Source organism: Lysinibacillus sp. G4S2 (assembly GCF_030348505.1).
GTDB lineage: Bacteria > Bacillota > Bacilli > Bacillales_A > Planococcaceae > Lysinibacillus.
The window spans coordinates 1,426,277-1,451,133 of sequence record NZ_JAUCFJ010000002.1; the positions used below are offsets into that span (position 1 = coordinate 1,426,277).

The following is a 24,857-nucleotide window of genomic DNA, read 5'->3' on the forward strand; positions in this document are numbered from 1 at the left end:
ATACTCGCGGAAGCAAGGCAAAAACCCGCGCGCCAGAGGAGAAATATAGACGTCTGGCGTAAAAAAATATCTATTTCGCCACGCTTTAAAACAAGTTGGACTTAGTCGTGAAAAAAATGAATAAATAACAGTGAACATAATACAACGGACCACATAAATTCATTGAATTGGGAAAAACTACACCTAAAGTGATACGAGGGGTGATAAAATGGATAGAATTTTTTCTCTCTGCTTAAGTTCCTGTTATTTATTATTTTCCCAACCAAGTGATGCCTATATTAATGATTCGCTCAGTCCTTACGAAGAAATTTATCCTGAAATAGGCTATAAAACGGTTGAATCAGCTGCTTCCGATTTTGAACGGCACTTTCATCAAGAACTAAAGCTACCACTTCGAGTCCCTCCTATTAGTTTTACACATCATTTTGGTCGGTTTAATAATCTGGATGGTGACATGAATGATTTTTTTGAAGTCACATTTGTTAACGATCAACTTCCTGAGCATTATTATAAAATAACTGTTCGTCCTAATCATTTTGAGTTGCCGTCTAAAAAGGAATATATAGTAAAGACATTCAGATTGAAAAACGGGACGACTTCAACCTATATGGAAATCTCGGGTTTCAATGTTCTTGCTTATGAAAGAGGAGATTGGCAATATATGCTGTGGATTGATAAAAGAGTTTCAAATAAGGTGACACCTGAAGTTTTAGTTGACATCGCTAATTCCATTGACTATACAACGCAAGAAGATAAGCGTGATTAATAAAAAATGCCAAGTCCTTTAACTTTATGCCGAGGCATAATTGATTTGGGACTTGGCATCATTTTTTTTTGAGTATCCTCTAGAATTATTCGGAATTGACAGAGGCATTTCGGATCGCCATTGTTGAATGAATCAGGCTCCACCTCCTTGGTTAATTACTTATGTAACTAACCATATAATGTCAGGGTATTTTTGTAAATGTTTATGATGTGAAAAAAATTAGTTGACTGAATGCATTCATTAAGTTAAGATAACTAGCGAATACGAAAGAGGTTCATAGCGCATACCCTCTATAAAAAACTATGGATGACGTCATTTACGCCATGTCCCAAAAATGCGGATATGGCTATTTTTTTTTATTAGGTTTCATGCATAATGGACTTCTCACAACTTGAGGAGGCATTTTTATGGCAGGTAGAACAGATGACCAAGGCTTACAGGATTTAACCCTCCTTGGTAACCAAAACACAAAGTATTTATTTGAGTACTCACCGGAAGTGCTTGAAGCAGTCGATAATTTGCATACAGGAAACGATTTTTTTGTGAAATTTAATTGCCCAGAATTTACAAGTCTTTGTCCAATGACAGGGCAGCCTGACTTTGCGACAATGTATATTTCTTTTATTCCAGATAAAAAGCTAGTAGAGAGTAAATCACTAAAGCTCTATTTATTTAGCTTCCGTAATCACGGTGACTTTCATGAGGACTGCGTCAACATCATCATGAATGATCTAATTAAGCTAATCGAGCCTCGTTATATCGAGGTATGGGGTAAGTTTACGCCGCGTGGTGGCTTGTCCATTGATCCTTGGTGTAACTATGGACGCCCAGGCACAAAATATGAAAAAATGGCGGAGCATCGTTTGATGAACCACGACATGTATCCTGAAAAGGTGGATAATCGTTGATGCTGTATTATTTAAATGGGTTGTTTGTTGGCTTTTTAATTTTGGCAAATGTTTTAGCCGTTAAAGTGTTTAGTATAGGCGAATGGATGATACTTCCGGCAGCAGCGATACTTATTATTTTCACCTATCCTCTTATTGATGTAATTTGTGAGGTGTACGGTAGGGAAGCGGGCAGTCGAACGGTTAGAACGGGGCTTATGGCGCAAGTGTTTGCGGCATGCTTTATTGCTATTGCCATTGCGCTACCACCTGCACAAGCCTTTGCTCATCAGAAGGAGTTTGAGATAATTCTTGGTGGCAGCATGCGTGTCATTATTGCAAGCCTTGTAGCGTATACGGTTAGTGTAAATTTGGATGTCATGATATTTAGTAAATTTAAGGAAAAGCATGGCAACGGTAAGCTTTGGCTACGAAACAATGCGTCTACGATGGTAAGCCAACTCATCGATACGGCACTATTTATTACGATAGCCTTTTATGGAGTAATGCCATTTAAAGTATTATTAACGTTGTTTATAACACAGTATATGTTTAAATTTTTAGCGTCGATTGTAGCAACGCCACTTGTTTATGGGCTAGTTTACGTTGCGCGAAAATTTGATAAACGCAAAAGCTTTGAGCCATCTCATTACTGAGATGGCTTTTTGATGTGTGCCTTGCCAATTAGATAAGCACTATAAGGTAAAAACGAAATGAGTTTTATAATCAACATACAGACAATCAAGCTCGATAGGAATAGAGTGAGGACTTGGAGAAAGGTTGTAGGTAATTGTGCCGTATATGGAACTAAATATTCTTGAACAAGCCAATGAATCAAAAATATACCAAATGAATATTGACTTACTAAATTAATGATTTTTAGCTTCGGAACAATTTGACCAAATGCTAAAATGCATAAAGTTATTGAAATAATAAATAACATCATATCTAATCGTCTAGAAGTAATTTCAGTGGCACCCAAATAATAGTTTATAGCCAGTATTGATGTTGAAAGAACAACGAAAACTAGCGTAGCCAATTTGTACTTACTAATATTCGATGCAACCCATTGATAATGCATACCGATTAAATAAGCAATTGCAAAATAAGGAAGCCAGCCAACAAATAGTAAACGAACAAGATTATCGTTTTCTATAAAGAATTCAATATCCAACTTTACAAGAGTCATATATATAATACCGAGTGCTAACATAATTGGAGTTAGCCATATGCTTGATAGCTGGTATTTTTTTATGATAAAGAACAGAATGTATAACTGGAAGATTGTCATGACAAACCATCCAGAAAAATCTCCTAAAACAATATGACGATACAGCGAATTCCAAAAGCTTTCATCATAATGAAGTAATGCGTTTACTGCATACAAAACACTAGCTGCAACAAATGGAATATAAACAAATTGGAAACGCCGCCATAAAAATTTAGCAGGCAGCTCAACTTGATAGCGTTTTGCTAAAATAATAATAGATAGTAAAATAAATGTTGGTGTCGCGAAACATAATAATAATCTAAAAAATTGATAGTACGGATTTTCGATATACCCGTTAATAATTTCCGTATTAGTTGTAGCGTGTAATAATACAATAGATAAGCAGGCAATTGCCCTCAAAACATTCCACTCATACACCATTTCTATCACCCACATTTCCGCAAATTTGAATGCAACAATTAGCAAGATTGACCCTAACTATTTATATGAGTATCGCATTCGTAGTAAAACTCATTGATTTATAAGATTGAAAATTTTTACCTTATATCATATGAGTATTTTATAGGTGAGAATATCACTTTTCACGGGTAATCTCAGTGGGAATAAAGACAATCTTTGATGAAACTCTTACATCAAAAAATATTAAAAAAAATCCCTCCAATTCCATGTCTATAGCTCCGTGATTGCATATGTGCCATGCAATCACGGAGCATATACTGTGGGTGAGAAGGGGGGAGGTGAGCGTTTATGAGAATTAACTGGAAGATCCGTCTTATGCATAAACCATTTTTACTGTCTCTATTTTCATTGATTTTTTTACTCGCACAACAAGTAGCAGCTATATTTGGCTATGATTTAATGAGTGCGATGAGTGAACAGCTAACAACCATCTTAAATACCGTTTTATCAATTTTCGTTTTAATGGGGGTTGTCGTAGATCCGACTACACGGGGAACCAGTGATAGTGAACGTGCTTTAATGTATCGAAGACCTAGATAAAGAAGGTAAAAATAAATCAAAAGTGTAATTTTACAACAACAAGAAATATGTTATAATATTGAAAAAATAACAAAGTGGGGAGGATGATTGAATGTCGCTTGAAATGGAGCAGAGGATTGCTAAACTCGAGCACGAAATGATGGATTTACGGCAGGAGTTAGAGGACTTAAAGCGTCAACAATCTGTTGGAAAAGCAAGTACACTGAATGTCGAAAAATCCATAATTGAGCAATCTACGCCAAAACCAGCGCAAAACCTAAAGCCAAATTCGATTCCAAAGCCAGATCCGAATCCAAAGCCCAAAACAATGCAAGCTCCAGAAAAAAAGGTACAGCCACAGCGAACGCTAGAGGAGCGAATTATGTGGGCATTACCAAAAGTATTTATGGTAATTTTAGTGATGGGGGTGCTTTGGGGTCTCAAGCTTGTGAGTGATTATGGCTATTTATCGAACGAAGTTAAAATCATCCTCGCCTATGCATTATCGCTTGCCTTAGCTGCAATAGCTTATGTGTTGGAGCATAGAAAAGTAGGATCACCAGCCATAACAATTTCTTTATACGGCGGGGCATTTATTGTTGGAATATTAACAACAGCTGCAAGTGCGATATTATATGAAATCATAGGTTTAACGTCGGCACTTATTATTGCCGTTGTTTATATTGGTTATGGTATTGCTATAAGCTATTTAAAGAAAAATGAGGTACTAACAGTATTTGTAGCGTTCACCTCACTATTACTACCTTATTTACTAGAATATATGGATTTTAGTCCTGTTATTATCTTAATTTATGTAATCGTACTGTTTACGATGCTACAGTTTGTCATCTATCAACACAAGCAAAGATGGGCATTATATATTGCAACCTTTTTCTCTGTGTTAGCTATCAGCATTGAAGCGTTTATGAATGATGACAATCAAGCTGTTTTTGCAATAGGTTTGCTTGTTGTTCTATCTATTTTTTACACGAGCTGGTGCCGTTTATATGATGTAGAGTCTTCGTGGAAATATATTCATGTTGGATTCAAATTTAGTCTTGGAGTATTTAGTTTACTGCTCATGAACTTTATCATTAGCCCCATTGAGCATGGCGAAGCATTATTACTCGTGTTAGTTGGCTTATTTGCAGTTTTAGCGGGTTATGGCTATAAGCAAAAATGGCAGGAGGCATTTGATAGTGCCGTAACACTCGCATTTATTACACTATTTAATACGCTACTAGTTATGAATTTACCAGGGAAAGTAGATCATTTATTGATCCCGTTCATTACCTTTGCAGGCGTTATGATGAGTTTACGTTTACGAGCAAATATGATGAAGGTTATCAGCTCATTCTTATTTATGATTGCACTCTCTTTAAGCTTTATTATTCATGAGCCATCACCTTTTTTCAGCATAGGTCATGCGAGTTTGATAATGCCTGGAATATATCTCCTGATTATTTATATATATGCGAGACGTCCAAAAGAAACACTGACTGTATTTGAACAGTTTATGAAAGATATGTATGTGATCGATATGTTAGCTGTTATCACAACTGGTTATTTCTTAGCTTATATTGGAAAGATTGATGTCACGTATTTTGCAGGTGTTAGTAATATTACGCATCTGACGTGTATAGTTCTCGCTTTATTATTTGTCGGATCGCTTCTAGTACCAATAAAATATAAAGGGCGTGCATTAACGCCAGCCCTTAGTGTATTTTTCCTTCTATTCACACTAATGCTTACAGCTATGCCGTACAATATGCATGGTATCGAATGGTTAAATATAGTGACAAAAATCGTGTATCTTGCTGTTATCGTAGCAATTACCGTCGATTTACTAATGAAGGGGCGCATTTATCAAATCTATCAAGGTCAAATGGAGAAACTTTTAGACCCAATTGTAACTACAGGCGTAGTGCTTACGATGTTAGTTGTTAGGAGTATACTATTCCAGCTTTCATACAACAGTATACTTGATTGGAAGCTAAGTATTGCGCTCTCTACTATCACATTATTCCTTACAGCAAGCGTTTCGCTATGGCTTAGCTCAGCTCGTCACTTACGAGTACTACGCATAACTGGCTTTATCATCTTAGTTTTTGCTTTTATAAAGCTTATATTCTTCGATTTGTCAGCCCTTGATTTACTAATCAGAGCAATACTGTTTATAACGGTTGGTGGAATTGGGTTGCTACTGTCGGGACGGTTGTTGAAAAAATAATAGAGATGGAAAAATAGCCTGTTAGAAGCATTTTCTAATAGGCTATTTTCATTATGAATATGTGAAGTTGTTAGAAAGCGGGTGTACCAAACATCCGCTGAAATAGAGGAACTCAGTCAAAGAACGCCACGTCCTATGGCAACGACTGAGTGTTGGCCTAAAACCTCCGGCGGATAAGAAATCGAAAAATTAGAGCGTGGAGCGTGTGATGAAAACTGATATAATTAACTTTATCAATACTAGAAGAACAGGAACTGTTTTAGAAGGACAACAATAATTTAGATGGCGCGCATACTTCAAATGTATGGGCGTCTATTGGTATAGGAGGACTTAAAAATGGAGATGGCTTATACAATTATCGTTTTACTTTTTGGGTTCGTTCTTGGCTCTTTTTTTAATGTAGTTGGCTTACGAGTACCATTAAAGGAGTCCATTGTCCGTCCACCCTCGCATTGCACTCATTGTAAGAGACAGTTGACCGCGCTTGATTTGGTACCTGTTTTGTCTTACGTATTTTTAGGTGGGAAATGCCGTAGCTGTGGTCAAAAAATTTCTTGGATTTACCCGTTGATGGAACTTATAACAGGCATATTATTTGCCTTGGCTTATTGGAAATTAGGCTTTAGTATAGAATTTTTCGTAGCACTATTATTGATTTCATTATTAGTGATTATTGTCGTATCGGATTTTGCGTATATGCTTATTCCCGATAAAATACTTTTATTCTTTTTACCATTACTAATTATTGGACGCTTAATATCGCCTTTGTCTCCGTGGTGGGATAGTTTCGTTGGTGCTGTCGTAGGTTTTGGCATATTATATAGTATTGCTGCCTTATCAAGAGGTGGTATGGGCGGGGGCGATATTAAATTATTCTTTTTACTTGGTCTCGTACTTGGCACAATACATACACTTCTGACACTATTTTTAGCAGCCGTGATTGGCATGATTGTTGGGATAGTGGTGTTAAAGGTACGCGGGCAGGGAAGGAAAACGCCTATACCATTTGGACCATCTATTGCGCTAGCAGCTATCATTGTCTATTTTTATGGAGCTGCGTTGATGAATTGGTATCTTGAATTTTGGTAAGTAGTAAATTTTGTGGATTTTTGGAGGGGATAATGTGAAATCAGTTATTGGTATAACGGCCTTTGCGGAGGATGATTTGTCCTCAAGATTGAATGCCGCCTACAGCAAAAGTGTCATTGAAGCTGGCGGTATTCCACTTATAATTCCGCTTGGCGTAGAAGAGGATGTAGCACAAATTTTATCATTGACAGACGGATTATTACTTTCGGGTGGACATGATGTGCATCCATTTCGCTTTGGTGCAGAACCTACACCAAAATTAGGGAAAGTTCATCCGGAAAGAGATTCAGTGGAGCTTGCCTTAATTGAAGCGGCCTATATTCGGAAAATGCCGATTTTTGGTATCTGTCGAGGGATTCAAATGCTCAATGTTGCGTTTGGAGGTACGATCTATCAGGATATTGAGAGCGAATATCATAGTCGTAAATTATTAAAGCACATGCAACAAGCGGCTCGAGGCGTTGCTACACATTATGTTCATGTTACACCTGATACTTTATTAACAACGATTATTGAGGAAGAGAAAATTGCTGTGAATTCATTTCATCATCAGGCCTTAAATATAGTAGCGGAAAAATTGAAAGTGGTGGCAAAATCAAGCGATGGTATCGTTGAAGCGGTAGTACACGAAGATTTACCATTTTGTTTGGGCGTACAGTGGCATCCAGAAGAGCTAGCTATGGCAGGAGATGAAGCATCGAAGAAATTATTCTCTGCATTTGTAAAGGCAAGCTTGAAATTCAAGGTAGAGGCATAAAGCTTTATATTGAAGGAATGAATTTGCGGGTACAATTCAAAATCCGAACGCAATTACGCCAAGAAGAAATCAACACTACATTATGGGGATAGGCTTAACTAAAGATATTGCAAAGAGTAAGGAATCCATTTTAAAGTGGATTCTTTTTTAGTTTTGTTCCATTAAAAAAATGGATAAGAAAAAGAGGTATATGCTCTTTTATGAACATAAAATCCTCTTTTAATACTTGAAAATGGAGATGCTTTTAGTGTACACGACGATAGAGACCAACAACTTGCCCCAAAATAGAAACTTGGTCTACGATAATCGGCTCCATTGTTGCGTTTTCAGGCTGTAAACGAAAATGATTTTTTTCCTTGAAGAAACGCTTTACAGTGGCTTCATCCTCTGCAGTCATTGCTACGACAATATCACCATTATTAGCCGTTGCTCTTTGTTTAACAATGACTAAATCTCCATCTAAGATGCCAGCTTCAATCATTGATTCACCCATAATTTCTAGCATAAATAACTGATCTTCACTTGTACCATAAATATCTGGAAGTGGGAAATACTCATCGATATTTTCAATAGCAGTTATCGGAGAACCTGCTGTAACCTTCCCAACAAGTGGGACATGTATAACATGTTGCTTTTGAATAGAATCCTCTGGCTCTAGGATTTCAATAGCCCGTGGTTTAGTTGGGTCTCGACGAATGAAGCCCTTTTGTTCTAAACGAGCTAAATGTCCATGAACTGTTGAGCTTGAAGCAAGTCCAACTGCTTCACCAATCTCACGTACTGATGGTGGATACCCCTTTGTGCGCACTTCTTCTTTGATGAACTCTAATATGGCTTCTTGTCTTTTCGAAACTTTTTTCATGATTGCTCACCTCTTTTTTCTAATCATTCTACTTATTAGTAGTATAACAGAATGCGAACACTTAAGCAAACATAGGTTCGAAAAGTGTTTGACAAAAACGTTTGTTCGCATTATTATGAGAACATATATTCCGAACAAATATTCTAAAAGGGGTTATGATTATGAACTGGTTAAAGAAAAATCCACATATTACTACTTTATTAGGGGCAAGTCTACTATTTGCAGCATATCTTTTTATAACAGATCCAGGCAATGTTACTTACACTGAAATTGAAATCGAACATGGTGATAGTTTATGGTCGTTAGCTGAACAATACTCTGGTAAAATGAAAACGGATGATTGGATTAAGCTTGTGAAAGCAGAAAATGAATTATCAAACGTTGATATTATTGCAGGTAAATCCCTAGTGATTCCAGTAGTGGGTGACCAGTCCAAACCCATAAATTCAATTGAAATTGCGAGAAATGAAAAATGATAAATACACTACAATCGGCTGTTGTCTATTGCCGTGTGAGTACAGAAAAAGAGACACAAAGTTCCTCGCTTGAACGTCAACAAGAGGAGTTGATGCGCTATGCTAAAGAGCAGGGCTACGAAGTGAAGAACGTTTTTAGGGATAAGCATAGTGGCTATGATGTGGAACGTGATGGCTTACTTGAAATGCTCGACTTTATTAAAGAAAAAGAAGTTAAAGCATTATTTGTACAGGATGAGACACGCTTAGGACGTGGAAATGCTAGAATGGCAGTATTGCATTTATTACAAAAAACTGAAACGGATGTTTTTTCTATGCGAGACGAGGGCCCTGTACAATTAAATGAAATGGATACGATGCTCCTAGAAATTTTAGCGATCGTAGAGGAGTACCAACGCAGAATTCATAATGCTAAAATACGTCGTGGCATGCGTCGTGCCGTTGAAAATGGCTATCGTCCTGAAAACAATTTATCAAATCGTGGAAATCCTAATGGTCAAGAACGTAAGGATGTACCTGTAGAAGAGATTATTAAGCTACGTAACCGAGGCTTCACTTTTGAGGAAATTGCCGTAACACTAAGAGGTCTAGGCTTTGATGTAAGCAAAGCAACTGTCCATAGGAGATATCGGGAACATCAAGAGATTAATAGCAAATAAAGTGACGTATCAATCAGTGGGAGCTTAGTCATCCCACTGATTTTTACTTTAAATAGCTAAGATTGAGGTAATGCAGAGAAGTGGCGGATTCCACCATAATCTATTAACTATAGTATAAAGAACTAGTTATGCTCATTCCTCATCTAAGACAGCATAGTAGTATTCATCCCACCACTCATCTCCGTTAGGAATACATTTTTTAAAATAACCTTCGCGTCTCATGCCGATTTTTTCCATCACTCGATAGGATCCGATATTTTCTGGCTGGCATGTTGCAATAATTCTATGAAGCTTCATTTCCTTGAATCCATAGTCCAGTACAGCTTCTGCAGCTTCAGAGGCATATCCATTATTGTAATAGTTCGGATTAAATACCCAACCAATTTCATACGTATGGTCACCAAAACATGGATGGAAAACAATATGACCAATGACAATATTGTTATTTAGTAAAACAACAGGGAAGTATTTTGCTTTATCACCGCTATTTTCTGAAACAAACTTTCTTGCTTCCTCCTCATTAAAAACTCCCTCTGGAATGTATTTCATCACATTTGAATCTGAAGTATATTCATAGACAGCTTGCCAATCTTGAACCTCAAATTCTCTTATAATTAATCTTTTCGTTTTAATAAACAATTTCATTTTCCCCCAAGCGTAAATTGATCTTTTGACCCCTATAAATTAGTTTACACTTCTGACTTCAAAAAATCATGTATTATGTGGTATTTATTGTAAATGTTTATTTGGAGCATTTGAGGCTATGATGGGAGGAGTTTTGAATCGATCGGATTTATAAAAATATTATTGGGCATTATCCTTATTTATCAGCTCATCAATTTTATTATTCATTTTTTTCGCTTCAGATAGGTTATAAACATAAAATAGCAGCCAAATAAGAGTGAAAAGTAAAACACCAAGCAATAACATGAACATAGTCATTCCGATAGATGATGTTGGGAGCCAATTTAAAAATAAAGCAACAACAATAAATGTACTTACAGAAATTGCAAAATGGATAGCTATTTGTTGTAAAAATGTTAAACGTTCCACTTGATAGAAATATGAAGGTAATGCACAAGCAATTCCTACAATAATTGAACCTAAAACGTGTTGTGTAAAATTAGCCATAACAGCTTCCAAAAAAATATTTCCAAGAGTCCAATAACCTAAAAGATTAATAAAAACAAAAACTGTACAGCCCATACTTACACCAAATGCGACATTTTTTAAAAAATGCATCTATCCTAGACCCCCAAACGCTTTTTAAATTGCTTTCGATAATTGCGAGAAATCACTTCTTTAATTCCCAAAACTAGCTCAATTTCCATTGTTCCATTAAATGAAGCTTCAATATTTTTAATTTTTGTGAGATTTATAATGGCTGATTTAGAAATCCGTATAAAATTACTCCCTAATTGTCGCTCTAATTCATATAAAGGTTTACTCAAAATAAGACGATGATCATCTTCATCATATAAAGCTAATTCTCTTCCTTCCGTTCGAATAACAATTATTGAATTTGGATCAATGATATATGTTTTATTATTTGCGATTCCTGTTAAAATTTGCTCTTCTTTTTCTTGTTGTAATAAAGAAATAGCAGCTTGTATCGTAGGCGTAAGTTCAGCTGTATATATTGTTACATGTGGCTCTTCATACTCTGAATCTATTTTTATTTCTATTTTCAGATTTATCACCTCTCAAAAAATTATAGCATATACAGCATTTTGGAAAATGCAGGTTATTCTTTGGAAAAGGCATCTTACACAACCATAACGACATGTTACTCCAAACGTGTTGTTGGCATATTTTTCATTCGTTATATTGAGTTCAGAAAACAAGTATTTGGAAGTTCATGATTAGGAGGCTAGGGCTATTATGAGTGAGTTAACTACTTCAAGTGAAAGAAATAAAACTGGTTGGATATTAATAACTATTGCAACGATGCTGACAGCCAGTATAATTTTTTGGTTTTTCAATAATCCTGAAGGTTTTATTGAAAATCTAATTGGTTATAAGAGAGATGTGTTTTCAAACATATTTATTTGGATTTTTACTGCTTTTATTGTAGTGGGATACATTGCCTATACAATTATTGCATTACCTTTTGTAAAAGCACATGTATTTACTATGTCTTGGCTAAAAGTAATCGGTATAAGGATCGCTATTGTGACGGGGATCGTAGAAGAAGTGATTTTTAGACATTTACTTATGGAATACTTATTAACGAATGCATTTTCAGATTTAAAGCAAATACTAATTTCTGGGATAGTATTTGGAATTGCTCACGGTGTATGGGTACTTTTGAGAGGGGATTGGAAGATTGCCTTACCTGTTATACTATCTACTACAATTTTAGGAAGTCTTCTCGCGATGCTTTATATTATGACTGGAAGAAGTACCTTCGCTCCAATCGTAGCTCATATGTTAATTAATATGGTGATTGAACCATGGTTAATGTTATCTGCTGTATCTGGAAAATGGGATAGTAAACTAAAGTAATTTGTCCTATTGGTAAGGGGAAGGTTAGTAGATCAGTATAGAAAGTTATCGAATCCTAGTTTATGCCGCCTCTATCGGCATTCCTGTTATTTTTCTACATTATGGCTTCATGACAACGATTTCCTTTACAACTGTTGCTGCATTTGATAGTGTTGGTGCGATTTTAGTTGTCGCTATGTTAATAGGGCCAGCTGCTACTTCCTATTTAATAAGCAAAACGATTAAACAAATGTTTTTGTATAGCATGCTGTTTGGGGCTTCAGCTTCGGTAATAGGTTATTATTTAGCGAAGCTTTGGGATACGTCCATTGCAGGGATGATGGAAACAACAGTAGTAGGTCAAAAAATCGCCGAGCGTCGAAGAAAATCACTCGTAAGTAAATTAGAAATTATGTAAAATAGAAACATCGTTTGATGGAAAAGAAATCAACAGCGTGTTAACCATATAAAATAATTGACCAGGCGCCCGTTAAAAAGTGGGTGCTTGTTTTTTTGTTTATTCATCATACGGTCTATATTTTGTATGAAGCTCCTTAGCTGCTTCATCGATAGATTTTTTTCTCAGAATCCTCATCAGTATAAGTATTTACAGTTTTTTCTTTAGCTTCTTTTTGCTCACTAGCTGGAGCTTCTTCTTTAGACACAGCTTCATCCTCACTACATGCAGTTAGTATTAATGTAGACAATGCTCCTATATAAAATATTTTCTTCATTTATAAGCAATAATGGGATTAAAAACTATCTGGTGCTTTCGTTAAATAATCCATAAAAATGAATACTCCGTGATGGGTGGTTTTTGTTTAATAAAAAAGTATTTTAAACATTAATGAAACAGCTATTAATTCAGCAACAGTTCCAATTAGCCCCAAAAACATACTTTTTCATTCATTGCCTTGTAGTATCTTTAAGAATAAACTGATGCTAGAAAGGTTGGTATAACTGCATTTTAAGGGAATACATGCTATACTTTGCATACCATATTCATTAAAATATGTACTGAAAGGTGTGTAACTATGTTATCAAAGGAAAAAATTAACCGAATCAATGAACTTTCTGCTAAGTCTAAAAATGGTACATTAACAGAGGCAGAAGCTAAAGAACGAACAGCGCTTCGTAAGGAATATCTAGATACATTTAGAGCAACGATGCGTGATACAATTGAAAACGTCAAAGTGGTAGATCCTGAAGGAAATGATGTAACACCAGAAAAAGTAAAACAAGCGAAAAAAAATAAATTTCTAAATTAATGTGACACATTTCCATAAAGTATGTAATAAAACGTTAATAGTATAACAAAAACATTGTTTTCTGAAGCAATGTTGACTAAACTGTAGAAGAACAATATATAGGACGAGAAAGGATGTCACAACATAATGACTCAACATGCGGATCAACTAGCGATTAATGCTATCCGAACTTTGTCAATCGATGCAATTGAAAAAGCAAATTCAGGTCACCCAGGTTTACCGATGGGGGCAGCGCCAATGGCTTATACGCTTTGGACAAAACAACTTCGCCATAATCCGGCAAATCCAAAATGGTATAACCGCGATCGTTTTGTACTTTCTGCAGGTCACGGCTCTATGCTTCTATATAGCCTACTTCATCTTGGTGGCTACGGCTTACCAATGGAAGAAATTCAAAACTTCCGTCAATGGGATTCATTAACTCCAGGACATCCTGAATATGGTCATACTGTTGGGGTAGAGGCAACAACAGGTCCTCTAGGTCAAGGTATTGCTATGACAGTTGGTATGGCAATGGCTGAACGTCATTTAGCAGCTACTTACAATAAACCAGGACATGACATCGTTGATCACTATACATTCGCACTTTGTGGCGATGGCGATTTAATGGAAGGTGTGGCAGCTGAGGCTATCTCTTTAGCAGGTCACTTAAAGCTTGAAAAATTAATCGTGCTTTACGATTCTAATGATATTTCTTTAGATGGTGACTTAGAAAAGTCATTCTCAGAAAACGTACAAAAACGTTTTGAATCTTATGGCTGGAACTATTTAAAAGTTGCTGATGGTACAGATGTTGAAGCAATTAACGCAGCTATCGAAGAAGCTAAAAAATCAACTGGCAAGCCAACACTTATCGAAGTGAAAACTGTTATCGGTTTTGGTTCACCAAATAAATCAGGTAAAGCTGCTTCTCACGGTGCACCACTAGGTCAAGATGAGGTCGTTTTAACAAAAGCAACTTATGAATGGGCGCACGAGCCATTCCAAATTCCTGCTGAAGTATACGATACATTTAATACTGCTGCTGAAGCTCAAGGAGCACAACCAGAAGAAGCTTGGAATGCTAAGTTTGAAGCATATAAGCAAGAGTTCCCAGAATTAGCAGCGCAATTTGAAAACGCGATGAATGGTCAATTACCGGAAGATTTCGCTTCAGAATTACCAGTTTATGAAGTAGGTAAATCAGTAGCAACTCGTTCTTCTTCTGGAGATGCAATCAATGCAATTGCGAAGAAAACACCATCATTCTTCGGTGGTTCAGCTGACCTGGCTGGCTCAAACAAAACAACGATGAAAGACGCTGGAGATTTCTCTGCAGATGATTATGCTGGCCGTAATATTTGGTTCGGTGTACGTGAATTTGCAATGGGTGCTGCTATGAACGGTATGGCACTTCACGGTGGTCTAAACGTATTCGGTGGTACATTCTTCGTATTCTCTGATTATGTTCGTCCAGCTGTACGTCTTTCTGCATTAATGGGTCTTCCTGTTACTTATGTATTTACACATGACTCAATTGCTGTAGGGGAAGATGGTCCAACGCATGAACCAATCGAACACCTTGCATCTTTACGTGCAATGCCAAATTTATCTGTTGTTCGTCCAGCTGATGCAAATGAATCAGCAGTTGCATGGGAGCTGGCAGTAGCATCTGAAAAAACACCAACTGTTTTAGTATTATCTCGTCAAAACTTACCTGTTCTTGACGCATCTATTGATACAGTACGTGAAGGTGTTACAAAAGGTGCTTATACAGTATCTCCTGCTACAAAAGAAGTGGCAGATGCCATTTTAATTGCAACAGGCTCTGAGGTTTCACTTGCAGTTGAAGCACAAAAAGCACTAAAAGCGGAAGGCATGGATGTGGCAGTTGTTTCAATGCCATCTATGGATCGCTTCGAAAAACAAGACGCAGCTTACAAAGAATCTGTTCTTCCAAAAGCTGTAACAAAACGTCTTGCAATTGAAATGGGCGCGTCATTCGGCTGGCATAAATACACTGGTTTTCAAGGGGACGTTCTTGCAATTGACAAGTTCGGCGCTTCTGCACCAGGTGAATTAGTAATGGAAAAATACGGATTCACAGTAGAAAATGTTGTAGCGAAAGTAAAAGCTCTATAATTAATAAAATGCCGCAATACTCAGTGGGAATTAAATCTCCACTGAGTGCTGCGGTATTTTTTCACGTTTAGAAGACTTCATTAAAGAAATCCAAATTGCTGCACAATGAATGAGGAGTATAGCAACAAAATAGTAAAAGTCCTTGGAACTTCCTCCAATGTTTAGCTCTTCAACAATAATCCCACTAAACCAAAGAAGCTGACCAGTGACAATGACTGATAGGCTTGCAAAAAGTAAACAAAACCAAATAGATACTTTTTTTATAATCACAATAATAAGTAGTAAAACAGCGAAAAGTAGAGTAGCTTCAAAAATCGGATCAAGAAGTGAAAACGTATTTTCATTTACGAAATGCTTATAAGTAAATCGAGTATCCACACAACCCCTCCTTAAAAATAATAACGTTTTTGGTAATAAAAGGTTACGTGGATTAAAAAACTTATATAGTATTAATTTCCATTTGATATACTATAGTAATGAGTATTTATAGAGTAGACAAGGGGTATTTAAGATGAAGCTACAAACTATACTTGCACAAGTAAAGAAAACTTTCTCAGAATTAGATTGTACAGGTGGCGGAGTTATTATTAATAAACATGGTCAAACCGTACTAGAAGAATATTTTGGTGTACAAGGACAACAAAAAGGAGAAAAAAAGGTTGGACCACATACTCTTTTTCATCTTGCTTCTGTTCGTAAGAGTTATGTTGGTTTTGCTGTAGCATATGCGATTTATCATAACTGTATTGCCTCGATAGATGATAAACTAAGTGATTATTTGGGGAATGAAGAAATTTTTGGGGACGTTTCAATTAGACATTTACTAACACATACACACGGTTTACGTTGGCAAAATGAAAAAATAATTAGAGAATTTAAAGCAGGCTGTAATTGGGCATATCGAGATATCAATATAGATTTACTTGCCAAAGTTATAATAAAAGTAACTGGAAAAACTATTGCAGAAATTGTAGATGAGCAAATATTTCAGATATTGTCTTTTACTGAAACAAATTGGTTCAGTGAAAAAACCGAACAGCATATAGAAGTAATACATAATGATAGTCCGTTTTGGTATGAAAGTGATGTATGTGATGGCAGCAAAATGAATATGTATTGCTCATTAAGAGAGCTAGCTAAGTGGGGGCAAGTGCATCTTGATAAAGGGAAAATACATGGGAAACAAATGATACCTGAAGAAATCATACAGTTATTAACGACAATTCAATCCCCGGATTCTAAACCAAAAAACTTGCCAACTAACGGCTTTTTCTGGTTTATTCAGCCTCAACAGAGAGAAGGGATTACAGAAATAAGTCCATTATTACCAAGAGGGAGTTTTCAACTACTTGGTTATACAAGTGTTGCATTATTGGTAATTCCGGAAGAAAATATTGTAGCAGTTCGAGGGTTTAATAGCTTTGGTTCACCAGAAGGGTTTGATTACATCAAAGATATTCACGATTTTGGTTCAACAGTATATCAATACTTTAACAATTAAAGGAGAGCTAGTTATGAAAAAATATAGCGTTGTTTTATTTGATTTAGACGGAACATTATCTGATCCGAAAATAGGGATAACGAAATCGGTTCAATACGCATTACAAAAGGCAGGTATCGAAGTAAGTAATTTAGATGAACTTGAAAGTTTTATAGGACCACCATTACAAGTATCTTTTCATGAAATTTATGGATTTAATGATGCGCAAATTAAGCAAGCTATTAGCGATTACCGAGAACGATTCACGGAAAGAGGGATGTTTGAGAATAAACTGTACGAAAATATCCCAGCCTTGTTAGCAAATTTAAAGGAGCAGGGATACATATTAGCAATTGCGACATCTAAGCCAACCGTATTTGCTGAACAAATTTTACGATATTTCAATCTTGAACAATTTTTTGACTTTGTCGCAGGTAGTAATCTAGATGGTACTCGTTCAGCAAAAGGAGAAATAATCGCATTTGTACGCGAACATTTTAATGAAGTGAATATCGATCAATTTATAATGATTGGAGATCGAAAATACGATATCATTGGGGCACATGAAAATCAAATTGCTTCAATCGGTGTGACATATGGCTATGGCTCGCTTGAAGAACTAACTGATGCGAAAGCAACATACATAGTTAACAGTGTAAATGAGCTTAAAGAAATTATTAATAGATTAGGTTAAAAAAATACGAAACTGCATTGTCTAAAAATGCAGTTTCGTATTTTTTTTGAATCGCTGATAAAAGTGAAGAAACCGCTGATAACCTAGGAAGAATCGCTGATAAAAGTACCAAAAATCGCTGATAACTCAGGAAGAATCGCTGATAAAAGTGCCAAAATCGCTGATAACTCAGGAAGAATCGCTGATAAAAGTGCAAATATCGCTGATAACTCAGGAAGAATCGCTGATAAAAGTGCAAATATCGCTGATAACTCAGGAAGAATCGCTGATAAAAGTGCAAATATCGCTGATAACTCAGGAAGAATCGCTGATAAAAGAGCAGAAACCGCTGATAACCTAGGAAGAATCGCTGATAAAAGTGCCAAAATCGCTGATAACTCAGGAAGAATCGCTGATAAAAGTGCCAAAATCGCTGATAACCTAGGAAGAATCGCTGATAAAAGTGCCAAAACCGCTGATACCCTAGCAGAATCTCTGATAACGCTGATAAATCATACACATCAAATGTAGCAGTACACTAAAAATTTACTTCGCTAGCCCATTTTGAAAAGCATAGACTACAGCTTGTGTGCGATCTTGAACATCAAGCTTCGCTAAAATATTGCTGACATGTGTTTTTACAGTCTTTAAGGCAATGTATAGGTCATCGGCGATTTCCTGATTCGCTTTGCCCTTAGCCATAAGCAGTAATACTTCCATTTCACGATCGGTAAGCTGCTCGTAAAGTGGGGTGCTATTGCCATGGCGCATGCGATGCATCATTTTTGATGTTACTTCTGGCTCTAAAACAGTTTCGCCACCCATCGTTTTGCGAATGGCATCAGCTATTTGCTTTGCATTTGACGTTTTTAAAATATAGCTGACAGCACCAGCCTCTAATGCAGGATAGACTTTGTCGTCATCTAGAAAACTTGTAACCATCATAATTTTTGCCTCTGGCCAGGCAGCTAAAATTTCAGCTGTCGCCTCAGCTCCTGTCATGATTGGCATGACATTATCCATTAAAATAATGTCTGGACGTAGGGCAAGAGCACGTTCTACTGCCTCTTTACCATTTTCAGCTTCACCCACGACAGTAATATCTGGTTGTGCTGATAAATAGGCAGAAACACCGATACGCACCATTTCGTGGTCATCCACTATTAACACTTGAATCATTCACTTCTTCCTCCTTAAGTAGTGGAATTTTTACCTCTACAATTGTACCTTCACCAGGCACAGATACAATTTTGTATGTGCAGCCAATCTCTACAGCACGTTCAGCGATATTTTGCAGTCCATAAGAAGTAGATTTATCGGCTTCGACATCAAAGCCGAGGCCATTGTCCTGAATACGTAAAATCGCTAAATCATCGCGTGCAACGAGCAGTAATTCAACTTCGCTCGCTTTGGCATGGCGTAGTGTGTTCGATAACGCTTCCTGTGCAATACGGAATAAATGATCTTCCTCCGCTTTAGATAACGCCATTTCCTCAAGCTCATATTCAATATGAAAAAATACTTTTTGTTGCAGCTCAATAATTAGCTCCTCAAGACCTTGTGCAAGTGTTTTATTATGCAAAGCTACAGGTCGTAAATGTAATAATAATGCGCGCATTTCAAGCTGTGCCTGTTGCACAATTTTTTCGACCTGCTTTAGGCTTGTTGCATTTTCATCAGTTTCCGTTAAAGCGGAAAGTAACATCGAAGCTGCGAATAATTGCTGCGATACAGAATCATGAAGCTCACGAGCAAGGCGTTGTCGTTCAGCAATAATTCGTTCTTGAATAATTTTATCGTTAGCTTCTGCACGTTCATTCGATAAGCGCTGTAAGCTTTTTCGTTGAGTGTCGATTAACTCGCTTGTTTGAACTAAAGCTTTTTTCAAAGGTTTTGGTAAAGGCTGCTTTTTAGGCAATACAAAATCAGGTTCAACTAATTGCTTCACAATGCGGGTTGCCTGAGCTTCTCTTGCGCGGGCAGTCATACTAATCCAGCTTGCAATCAGTAAACTAATCGCAAAAAGACAGATGGCAATATAACCGCCAAGTGGTATATTATTATAATTCTGCTGCCATAATGGCCCCCATATTTTTTCATTCGGCTCGCCCCAGAGAGCGACAAGGAGTCCAAATGCAGCACTCAATAAAATGAAAAATAGCGTAAATAATCTTGAGATAAAGGCAATCATTTACGTAGCACCTCCAAGTCCCCGAGCCATGTTGCAACATGTATAACTAATGTACGCTTCGCATCTTCGGGGTTTCCATCTGAGAAACTTACACTTTCATTGAGTATGCGTTGTGGTCCAACATGTAGACATTGCAATTCACCAAACAATGTTGTGTATTGTAAACGGAATGGAATTTCGTATGGAATATAAACTTGCACCTTACCGATACCTTGGCGAATCGTAATGAGACTTGTGCCAGCTGGTAAAATAGTTTGTGTTGTATCAATCGTAATGTCACCGGCAAGTCGCTGGATTTGTACATCTTGCCATTTATAGGCTTCTACAGGTGCAGGCATTGTACCGAATAATTCGTTTTTTGTAGCGGGAAGCTTTTCGAAAAGCTCCAAACCAACAACTTTTGGTTCGTTTTCTCTTTGCAAGTATTGATAGAGCATATATAAGAGAATAATGACGATAAAGAAGCGTAAACTCCACATTGTAAAGAGTGCGATTGAGATAAAGAAAATCCCCGTCCATTTAAAGAAACGAACTTTTTTTGAGAAACTTAAATAAAGCAGTCCTGCTCCAATCAATAAACAAAAGGCACCACCGTTGTTAAAAATTGTGAGCTCCACAAAAACGAGTAAAAAGAAGCACAGTACCCAAAATGTGAGCTTATTAGTTGTGAAATTTTGCAAGAGGGTCACCCTTCTTTCTACTAAGAGTATAAGAGAGGGAATGGGTCCCTCTATATCAAAACGTGAAAGAATGCGCCTCTAAATATGGCGCATTTCTTTCATTATAACATGTTATTTATTTTCAATTAGCAGTGGTGCGCTTTCTTCTTCTGCATTTTTTTCTAACTGTGCAAGACGAGTCTCGAAAGATGTTACTTCATGATCTTTGTCGATTTGGTAAGCAAGCTTATCGATATAAGATTCTAAATCCTCGAAGTTCGTTTTATTATTTTTAGCAATCATGCCGTCCATTTGATGGTGCGCACGTGTCACGTTTTCTTTGCCCATAAGCTGTAATTGACGCACTTTCATGTCTTTAATTTTGTGCTTCATTGTTTCGAATTTGCGCTCAAGCTCAAAGTATTCGCGTGTGCTTGCTTCAATACTAGCTTGTAATGTGTTGTTACGTGCTGTGTAAGCAGCTACTTCGTCAGTTGCGAAGTCGATTAAATCTTGCTCACCGCTAGTAGTCGCTAATTTTAATTGAGACTCACGTTTTGCAAGTAAATCTGCGTTTTGCTTAAACTCCTGCTCTAGTTTTTCTTTTAGCTGACCTTGACGCTCTAATAATTTTCCTGTTTGCTCTGTTTGTTTTTCTGCCTCACGAATGTATTGGTTTAACATCGCAATTGGATTTTTTTGTTCCTTCTTATCAAATACATGATGTAAATCTGCCTCTATTGTATATTTAAAACGTTGAAATAAGTTCATTTAAATTCGCTCCTTTTATTTTGTTAAGTTTGACCATTCTTTTTCAAAGTTTGTAAACGGATCTTCTTCTTTAGCTTCAATCGTTGGAATTTTTACATCTTCGTTATTCCATTTTTTGCAGATAACATAGATGATAGCGATTGCCGCTAAACCAACCATAGCTGGGATATTAGATATTGCTGATAGAACACCCATCAGACCAACTGTAAACCAAATGATTTTGCCGAATGTTGACTTGCTTGCAATGTAGAAGTGCATGCCAAGCGCTACAAATAAACCAGAAAATAGTAAACCTGCTAGTGGTCCAACTAAAGCAAGTGCAACACATGCTGCGATAAAGCCTCCTGTAAATAAAAGAAATTTTCTCATATGTTCTAGCTCCTTTCGTTTGTACTTTTATTTTACCTATTAGAAAGCTCTTCTAAAACGGACTGGAAATTGATTTTGCTCTAGGTCTTGAGGCTGAGTATATTCTAAGCTGCTATAAAAGAGGTTCAAATTCAGGGAAATAGAACATGTGATGTCTAATGGGACTCATTATGCCATAAAGTAATTGATAGAACCGAAAGTAGAAAGTTTTCGACAAAAATAGAAGATGAAGGCCTCCTTCGTTTGACAAATTAAAGAGTTTGGATGAGCTATACTTATGAAAAAGAAATGAGCGAAGGAGGATTTCTAGTGAGAACCTATTCCATATATAAAATAAAAGAAGAGCATTTAACGTTTATTTTTGGCAGAGAGCGAAAGTTATTAGAAATGATGCAAGGCTGTGAAGATGCTAACGAGAAATCCTTAAAAGAGCTTGCATATATATGTGAAACCGTTCGCTTCGATGAGATTGCTGCTATGCTAGAGGCGCAACTTGATTCCAAGTATGCACATTTAGAGAGGGCTCGTAATGCTTTATTTTTAGAACATCCTATAAAGGGAAAGATGGCTATTTATTTAGTGGAACGCAAAATTTGTGTCTATTGTGAAGGATCACGCATGCTCGATTTAGATCTATTTCAGATGCTTGCGAAAATGAGCGAGCGTTTTATTGCTTTTAATAAACAAGATAATGAGTGTGGGTGGTTAAAGCCGATGAAGTATACAATGCATTAGGAAATTTCGCTACAATATATAGTAACACGCTAAAATTTGGTGTATAATGGAGCGTGGAGAGTTTTTTTCTCGGTATATTGTAGTGGAGGAGGTTGGTTGTATGCCTACATGGGGCTGGATTATTATTGTAATTATCGCGTTAGCAGCGGGCGCAGCACTTGGTTTCTATTTCGCACGTAAAGCTATGATGAAATATTTAAAAGAAAACCCACCAATTAACGAACAAATGATTCGTATGATGATGGCGCAAATGGGTCGTACGCCGTCTGAAAAGCAAGTACGTCAAATGATGACACAAATGAATAAATTCCAAAAATAGTAGGAATTTTTAAAGAGCAACTAGTCCAAGCCTTGGCTAGTTGTTTTTTTGCATTTTTAAATTTACGAACCATTTAAATAATTCGCAAAAATCATACAATTCTATCGGAAAACTCGTTATAATGGAAATAATCTAAATAAAGGAGTTGTGTGCATTGCAGAAAGAAAAAACAAATGTTGAAAGCTTTGATTTAGATCATACGAAAGTAAAAGCACCGTATGTACGATTAGCAGGTGTGAAAACAGGAAAAAATGGCGATGAAGTATACAAATATGATATTCGCTTTAAACAGCCCAATAAAGAGCATATGGAAATGCCTGCATTACATTCCTTAGAGCATTTATCGGCTGATATTATCCGTAATTACTCTGATCATATTGTCGATTTCAGTCCAATGGGTTGCCAAACAGGCTTCTATGTATCGCTTATAAATCACGATGATTATGAAGATCTATTGAATATTTTGGAAAAAACATTTGCGGACGTAACAAAAGCCACTGCAGTACCTGCGTGCAATGAAGTTCAATGCGGGTGGGCGGCGAGCCATAGTCTGGAAGGTGCACAAGCGTTGGCCAAAGAATTTTTAGCGAAACGTGATGAATGGCATATCGTTTTTGCAGAATAAAAACAATTGGAAAAACCTTGCGTCATTGCTCGCAAGGTTTTTCGTATGCTCTAAAAATGAAATGGAATGACATTGGACGAAGAAGAATCACGACTGATTTTTTGATAGATAAAATTTTCTAAAAAGTCATGAATTAAATCCTCGTATTCAGCCATATTTTCATTAAAGGACTGTGCATGGGCACCGTTATCAAATAGTTTCAGTTTCTTTGGTCCAGTCTTTTTATGGTATAAGTCCAGTGACATGGAAGCCGGAATAAATGTATCTGGAATACTATGGATAAAGAGCACGGGTTTTTCAATATTTGTCACAGCCTCAGCAGGTGTCACACTTTTAAAGGAATAGCCGTCACGCAAGCGGACAAAGAAATCTGCAAATCGAATTGGAATAATCGAGCCATATTTAAATTCTGTCTTCGCAATTTGTTTAAGCAGCATTGAAAAGTCAGAAAACGCACAATCAGAAATATAGAAATCCGCACCGTCCTCTACAGTTCCTGCATATAGTAGCATTGTTGCGGCACCCATCGATTCACCATGAATACCAAGAATGGCGTTTTCCCCAATCATAGCTTTTACAGTTTTAACAACTGCGTCAAGGTCATTTTTTTCATAATAGCCGTAGCTAGTTGTTTTCCCACCTGTCTCCCCATGTCTACGATGATCAAAAATAACGGAATTGTAGCCAAGTCGTTCAAAAAGTCGGGCATATTTAACGGAGTTGATTTTATTTTCTGTTACCCCGTGGCAAATGATGATTGTATTATTTGTTTCTAATGGTTGAAACATAATACCACGAATCGTATAACCATTAGGAGAGTCAATATTTAATTCGCATTTTAAATTTTTATTGTACCAAGCTTCATCAAAACGTTTAGCAGTCGTTTCGCGTTCACGAACAAATTCAGGATCCTTTTGCTTAATGTACATTAATTTATTGGAAAGCGCGAAGCCAAACAGACCTGTTGCTGCTGCGGCAAGCGTCGTCGTTATACCTGAAAATAAAAGCATTTTCTTTTTCATTATTAACACCTCCAACGTCCTGTGTATCCATTTTTCTTACTTGTAATGTTCCCAACTGAGATTGTTTAAAACACGTCAACATTTTACAATATCTTTGGCAAAAGTGCGATTATTTCTATCTATCGAAAATCGTCAAAATATTTGTTAAAATATATATATCTGCTAGTAGCATATGCATGCAGTGTTGATTTTGAACGGGGAAAAG

30 protein-coding genes, 1 pseudogene and 1 riboswitch are annotated in these 24,857 nt (G+C 36.7%); of the genes and pseudogenes, 18 read left to right on the top strand and 13 right to left on the bottom strand.

Going from position 1 to position 24,857, the window contains the following annotated elements:
• The first annotated feature begins 208 nt into the window (after positions 1 to 208).
• From QUF91_RS07200 to QUF91_RS07210, 3 genes are all read left to right on the top strand, one after another.
• Complete coding sequence (locus QUF91_RS07200; protein WP_289417277.1) at positions 209 to 766, top strand: hypothetical protein; 558 nt, start codon at positions 209 to 211, stop codon at positions 764 to 766.
• Positions 767 to 1,029: 263 nt separating this feature from the next.
• Positions 1,030 to 1,076: riboswitch (PreQ1 riboswitch) on the top strand.
• A 97-nt stretch (positions 1,077 to 1,173) separates the two neighbouring features.
• Complete coding sequence (gene queF / locus QUF91_RS07205) at positions 1,174 to 1,674, top strand: preQ(1) synthase (protein WP_285394514.1); 501 nt, start codon at positions 1,174 to 1,176, stop codon at positions 1,672 to 1,674.
• Entirely contained in the window at positions 1,674 to 2,309 is a 636-nt protein-coding gene (locus tag QUF91_RS07210; protein WP_285394513.1) for a queuosine precursor transporter, read from the top strand. The genes queF and QUF91_RS07210 overlap by 1 nt, the downstream gene beginning before the upstream one ends.
• Here the strand turns inward: QUF91_RS07210 and QUF91_RS07215 are convergent.
• Positions 2,303 to 3,304 (bottom strand): acyltransferase family protein, encoded by a 1,002-nt coding sequence (locus QUF91_RS07215; protein WP_289417278.1) that lies wholly within the window; start codon positions 3,302 to 3,304, stop codon positions 2,303 to 2,305. The two genes, QUF91_RS07210 and QUF91_RS07215, sit on opposite strands and share 7 nt — an antisense overlap.
• 327 nt (positions 3,305 to 3,631) lie before the next feature.
• On the opposite strand from QUF91_RS07215, the gene QUF91_RS07220 reads away from it, so the two are divergent.
• The 4 genes from QUF91_RS07220 (at position 3,632) to QUF91_RS07235 (ending at position 7,938) form a co-directional block, all read left to right on the top strand.
• Positions 3,632 to 3,883, top strand: a complete 252-nt coding sequence (locus tag QUF91_RS07220; RefSeq protein ID WP_285394511.1) for a phage holin — start codon at positions 3,632 to 3,634, stop codon at positions 3,881 to 3,883.
• A gap of 91 nt (positions 3,884 to 3,974) precedes the next feature.
• Positions 3,975 to 6,092 carry a DUF2339 domain-containing protein gene (locus QUF91_RS07225; protein WP_289417279.1) on the top strand — a complete coding sequence of 706 codons (2,118 nt, stop codon included), beginning with the start codon at positions 3,975 to 3,977 and terminating at the stop codon, positions 6,090 to 6,092.
• Between the two features lie 336 nt (positions 6,093 to 6,428).
• On the top strand, positions 6,429 to 7,181 hold the full coding sequence (locus QUF91_RS07230; RefSeq protein WP_285394509.1) for a prepilin peptidase: 753 nt from the start codon (positions 6,429 to 6,431) through the stop codon (positions 7,179 to 7,181).
• A 34-nt stretch (positions 7,182 to 7,215) separates the two neighbouring features.
• Positions 7,216 to 7,938 (top strand): gamma-glutamyl-gamma-aminobutyrate hydrolase family protein, encoded by a 723-nt coding sequence (locus QUF91_RS07235; RefSeq protein ID WP_285394508.1) that lies wholly within the window; start codon positions 7,216 to 7,218, stop codon positions 7,936 to 7,938.
• A gap of 244 nt (positions 7,939 to 8,182) precedes the next feature.
• Here QUF91_RS07235 and lexA read toward each other — a convergent pair whose 3' ends face one another.
• Positions 8,183 to 8,800, bottom strand: a complete 618-nt coding sequence (gene lexA, locus QUF91_RS07240) for a transcriptional repressor LexA (RefSeq protein WP_285394507.1) — start codon at positions 8,798 to 8,800, stop codon at positions 8,183 to 8,185.
• A 161-nt stretch (positions 8,801 to 8,961) separates the two neighbouring features.
• Between lexA and yneA the strand changes: the two genes are divergently transcribed.
• Positions 8,962 to 9,276, top strand: coding sequence for a cell division suppressor protein YneA (gene yneA / locus QUF91_RS07245; RefSeq protein ID WP_285394505.1), 315 nt, complete (start codon positions 8,962 to 8,964; stop codon positions 9,274 to 9,276).
• Positions 9,273 to 9,935 carry a YneB family resolvase-like protein gene (locus QUF91_RS07250; RefSeq protein WP_285394504.1) on the top strand — a complete coding sequence of 221 codons (663 nt, stop codon included), beginning with the start codon at positions 9,273 to 9,275 and terminating at the stop codon, positions 9,933 to 9,935. Before yneA ends, QUF91_RS07250 begins: the two co-directional genes overlap by 4 nt.
• Before the next feature lie 132 nt (positions 9,936 to 10,067).
• On the opposite strand, the gene QUF91_RS07255 is transcribed toward QUF91_RS07250, so the two are convergent.
• The 3 genes from QUF91_RS07255 to QUF91_RS07265 all read right to left on the bottom strand — a co-directional run bounded on the left by QUF91_RS07255 (position 10,068) and on the right by QUF91_RS07265 (position 11,635).
• Positions 10,068 to 10,574 (bottom strand): GNAT family N-acetyltransferase, encoded by a 507-nt coding sequence (locus QUF91_RS07255; RefSeq protein ID WP_289417280.1) that lies wholly within the window; start codon positions 10,572 to 10,574, stop codon positions 10,068 to 10,070.
• A 165-nt stretch (positions 10,575 to 10,739) separates the two neighbouring features.
• A complete protein-coding gene (locus tag QUF91_RS07260) occupies positions 10,740 to 11,177 on the bottom strand; it encodes a DUF3021 domain-containing protein (RefSeq protein ID WP_289417281.1) in 438 nt (145 codons plus the stop codon).
• A gap of 5 nt (positions 11,178 to 11,182) precedes the next feature.
• Positions 11,183 to 11,635 carry a LytTR family DNA-binding domain-containing protein gene (locus QUF91_RS07265; protein ID WP_289417283.1) on the bottom strand — a complete coding sequence of 151 codons (453 nt, stop codon included), beginning with the start codon at positions 11,633 to 11,635 and terminating at the stop codon, positions 11,183 to 11,185.
• A gap of 181 nt (positions 11,636 to 11,816) precedes the next feature.
• Between QUF91_RS07265 and QUF91_RS07270 the strand changes: the two genes are divergently transcribed.
• From QUF91_RS07270 to tkt, 4 genes and pseudogenes are all read left to right on the top strand, one after another.
• Positions 11,817 to 12,440 carry a CPBP family intramembrane glutamic endopeptidase gene (locus tag QUF91_RS07270; RefSeq protein ID WP_289417284.1) on the top strand — a complete coding sequence of 208 codons (624 nt, stop codon included), beginning with the start codon at positions 11,817 to 11,819 and terminating at the stop codon, positions 12,438 to 12,440.
• Between the two features lie 58 nt (positions 12,441 to 12,498).
• Positions 12,499 to 12,837: pseudogene (locus QUF91_RS07275) on the top strand (metal ABC transporter permease); the annotation flags it as partial.
• Positions 12,838 to 13,453: 616 nt separating this feature from the next.
• Positions 13,454 to 13,687: a DUF896 domain-containing protein gene (locus tag QUF91_RS07280; protein ID WP_285394498.1), complete on the top strand. Its 234-nt coding sequence runs from the start codon at positions 13,454 to 13,456 to the stop codon at positions 13,685 to 13,687.
• A gap of 126 nt (positions 13,688 to 13,813) precedes the next feature.
• A complete protein-coding gene (gene tkt, locus QUF91_RS07285; protein ID WP_285394497.1) occupies positions 13,814 to 15,808 on the top strand; it encodes a transketolase in 1,995 nt (664 codons plus the stop codon).
• 30 nt (positions 15,809 to 15,838) lie between these two features.
• On the opposite strand, the gene QUF91_RS07290 is transcribed toward tkt, so the two are convergent.
• Positions 15,839 to 16,186 carry a hypothetical protein gene (locus tag QUF91_RS07290; RefSeq protein ID WP_285394496.1) on the bottom strand — a complete coding sequence of 116 codons (348 nt, stop codon included), beginning with the start codon at positions 16,184 to 16,186 and terminating at the stop codon, positions 15,839 to 15,841.
• Positions 16,187 to 16,319: 133 nt separating this feature from the next.
• Here QUF91_RS07290 and QUF91_RS07295 point away from each other — a divergent pair, with 133 nt between their 5' ends.
• Both QUF91_RS07295 and QUF91_RS07300 read left to right on the top strand, forming a co-directional pair.
• Positions 16,320 to 17,309 (top strand): serine hydrolase domain-containing protein, encoded by a 990-nt coding sequence (locus QUF91_RS07295; RefSeq protein WP_289417285.1) that lies wholly within the window; start codon positions 16,320 to 16,322, stop codon positions 17,307 to 17,309.
• 13 nt (positions 17,310 to 17,322) lie between these two features.
• The gene (locus tag QUF91_RS07300) at positions 17,323 to 17,982 is read left to right on the top strand and encodes an HAD family hydrolase (RefSeq protein WP_285394493.1); all 660 of its coding nucleotides are present in this window, start codon (positions 17,323 to 17,325) and stop codon (positions 17,980 to 17,982) included.
• Between the two features lie 83 nt (positions 17,983 to 18,065).
• On the opposite strand, the gene QUF91_RS07305 is transcribed toward QUF91_RS07300, so the two are convergent.
• The 6 genes from QUF91_RS07305 to QUF91_RS07330 all read right to left on the bottom strand — a co-directional run bounded on the left by QUF91_RS07305 (position 18,066) and on the right by QUF91_RS07330 (position 21,951).
• Positions 18,066 to 18,431, bottom strand: a complete 366-nt coding sequence (locus QUF91_RS07305) for a hypothetical protein (RefSeq protein WP_289417286.1) — start codon at positions 18,429 to 18,431, stop codon at positions 18,066 to 18,068.
• A gap of 76 nt (positions 18,432 to 18,507) precedes the next feature.
• Positions 18,508 to 19,140, bottom strand: coding sequence for a response regulator transcription factor (locus QUF91_RS07310; RefSeq protein WP_285394490.1), 633 nt, complete (start codon positions 19,138 to 19,140; stop codon positions 18,508 to 18,510).
• Positions 19,115 to 20,152 (bottom strand): sensor histidine kinase, encoded by a 1,038-nt coding sequence (locus QUF91_RS07315; RefSeq protein WP_285394489.1) that lies wholly within the window; start codon positions 20,150 to 20,152, stop codon positions 19,115 to 19,117. Before QUF91_RS07315 ends, QUF91_RS07310 begins: the two co-directional genes overlap by 26 nt.
• Positions 20,149 to 20,832, bottom strand: coding sequence for a cell wall-active antibiotics response protein LiaF (gene liaF / locus QUF91_RS07320; protein WP_289417288.1), 684 nt, complete (start codon positions 20,830 to 20,832; stop codon positions 20,149 to 20,151). The genes QUF91_RS07315 and liaF overlap by 4 nt, the downstream gene beginning before the upstream one ends.
• A gap of 111 nt (positions 20,833 to 20,943) precedes the next feature.
• Entirely contained in the window at positions 20,944 to 21,582 is a 639-nt protein-coding gene (locus QUF91_RS07325; RefSeq protein ID WP_289417289.1) for a PspA/IM30 family protein, read from the bottom strand.
• A gap of 15 nt (positions 21,583 to 21,597) precedes the next feature.
• Positions 21,598 to 21,951: a lmo0954 family membrane protein gene (locus tag QUF91_RS07330; protein ID WP_285394485.1), complete on the bottom strand. Its 354-nt coding sequence runs from the start codon at positions 21,949 to 21,951 to the stop codon at positions 21,598 to 21,600.
• 309 nt (positions 21,952 to 22,260) lie between these two features.
• On the opposite strand from QUF91_RS07330, the gene sirA reads away from it, so the two are divergent.
• From sirA to QUF91_RS07345, 3 genes are all read left to right on the top strand, one after another.
• A complete protein-coding gene (gene sirA / locus QUF91_RS07335) occupies positions 22,261 to 22,686 on the top strand; it encodes a sporulation inhibitor of replication protein SirA (RefSeq protein ID WP_053594363.1) in 426 nt (141 codons plus the stop codon).
• Between the two features lie 100 nt (positions 22,687 to 22,786).
• Complete coding sequence (locus tag QUF91_RS07340; RefSeq protein ID WP_068983024.1) at positions 22,787 to 23,005, top strand: YneF family protein; 219 nt, start codon at positions 22,787 to 22,789, stop codon at positions 23,003 to 23,005.
• A gap of 154 nt (positions 23,006 to 23,159) precedes the next feature.
• Complete coding sequence (locus tag QUF91_RS07345) at positions 23,160 to 23,630, top strand: S-ribosylhomocysteine lyase (RefSeq protein WP_289417292.1); 471 nt, start codon at positions 23,160 to 23,162, stop codon at positions 23,628 to 23,630.
• A gap of 50 nt (positions 23,631 to 23,680) precedes the next feature.
• Here QUF91_RS07345 and QUF91_RS07350 read toward each other — a convergent pair whose 3' ends face one another.
• Positions 23,681 to 24,652 carry an alpha/beta hydrolase gene (locus QUF91_RS07350; protein ID WP_289417293.1) on the bottom strand — a complete coding sequence of 324 codons (972 nt, stop codon included), beginning with the start codon at positions 24,650 to 24,652 and terminating at the stop codon, positions 23,681 to 23,683.
• Positions 24,653 to 24,857: the final 205 nt, after the last annotated feature.

What these genes read in the sequence shown, in the direction of transcription:
- QUF91_RS07200 (WP_289417277.1), top strand. Translation starts at nt 209, where the DNA reads ATGGATAGAATTTTTTCTCTCTGCTTAAGTTCCTGTTATTTATTATTT.
- queF (WP_285394514.1), top strand. Translation starts at nt 1,174, where the DNA reads ATGGCAGGTAGAACAGATGACCAAGGCTTACAGGATTTAACCCTCCTT.
- QUF91_RS07210 (WP_285394513.1), top strand. Translation starts at nt 1,674, where the DNA reads ATGCTGTATTATTTAAATGGGTTGTTTGTTGGCTTTTTAATTTTGGCA.
- QUF91_RS07215 (WP_289417278.1), bottom strand. Translation starts at nt 3,304, where the DNA reads ATGGTGTATGAGTGGAATGTTTTGAGGGCAATTGCCTGCTTATCTATT.
- QUF91_RS07220 (WP_285394511.1), top strand. Translation starts at nt 3,632, where the DNA reads ATGAGAATTAACTGGAAGATCCGTCTTATGCATAAACCATTTTTACTG.
- QUF91_RS07225 (WP_289417279.1), top strand. Translation starts at nt 3,975, where the DNA reads ATGTCGCTTGAAATGGAGCAGAGGATTGCTAAACTCGAGCACGAAATG.
- QUF91_RS07230 (WP_285394509.1), top strand. Translation starts at nt 6,429, where the DNA reads ATGGAGATGGCTTATACAATTATCGTTTTACTTTTTGGGTTCGTTCTT.
- lexA (WP_285394507.1), bottom strand. Translation starts at nt 8,800, where the DNA reads ATGAAAAAAGTTTCGAAAAGACAAGAAGCCATATTAGAGTTCATCAAA.
- yneA (WP_285394505.1), top strand. Translation starts at nt 8,962, where the DNA reads ATGAACTGGTTAAAGAAAAATCCACATATTACTACTTTATTAGGGGCA.
- QUF91_RS07250 (WP_285394504.1), top strand. Translation starts at nt 9,273, where the DNA reads ATGATAAATACACTACAATCGGCTGTTGTCTATTGCCGTGTGAGTACA.
- QUF91_RS07260 (WP_289417281.1), bottom strand. Translation starts at nt 11,177, where the DNA reads ATGCATTTTTTAAAAAATGTCGCATTTGGTGTAAGTATGGGCTGTACA.
- QUF91_RS07270 (WP_289417284.1), top strand. Translation starts at nt 11,817, where the DNA reads ATGAGTGAGTTAACTACTTCAAGTGAAAGAAATAAAACTGGTTGGATA.
- QUF91_RS07280 (WP_285394498.1), top strand. Translation starts at nt 13,454, where the DNA reads ATGTTATCAAAGGAAAAAATTAACCGAATCAATGAACTTTCTGCTAAG.
- tkt (WP_285394497.1), top strand. Translation starts at nt 13,814, where the DNA reads ATGACTCAACATGCGGATCAACTAGCGATTAATGCTATCCGAACTTTG.
- QUF91_RS07295 (WP_289417285.1), top strand. Translation starts at nt 16,320, where the DNA reads ATGAAGCTACAAACTATACTTGCACAAGTAAAGAAAACTTTCTCAGAA.
- QUF91_RS07300 (WP_285394493.1), top strand. Translation starts at nt 17,323, where the DNA reads ATGAAAAAATATAGCGTTGTTTTATTTGATTTAGACGGAACATTATCT.
- QUF91_RS07310 (WP_285394490.1), bottom strand. Translation starts at nt 19,140, where the DNA reads ATGATTCAAGTGTTAATAGTGGATGACCACGAAATGGTGCGTATCGGT.
- QUF91_RS07315 (WP_285394489.1), bottom strand. Translation starts at nt 20,152, where the DNA reads ATGATTGCCTTTATCTCAAGATTATTTACGCTATTTTTCATTTTATTG.
- QUF91_RS07325 (WP_289417289.1), bottom strand. Translation starts at nt 21,582, where the DNA reads ATGAACTTATTTCAACGTTTTAAATATACAATAGAGGCAGATTTACAT.
- QUF91_RS07330 (WP_285394485.1), bottom strand. Translation starts at nt 21,951, where the DNA reads ATGAGAAAATTTCTTTTATTTACAGGAGGCTTTATCGCAGCATGTGTT.
- QUF91_RS07340 (WP_068983024.1), top strand. Translation starts at nt 22,787, where the DNA reads ATGCCTACATGGGGCTGGATTATTATTGTAATTATCGCGTTAGCAGCG.
- QUF91_RS07350 (WP_289417293.1), bottom strand. Translation starts at nt 24,652, where the DNA reads ATGAAAAAGAAAATGCTTTTATTTTCAGGTATAACGACGACGCTTGCC.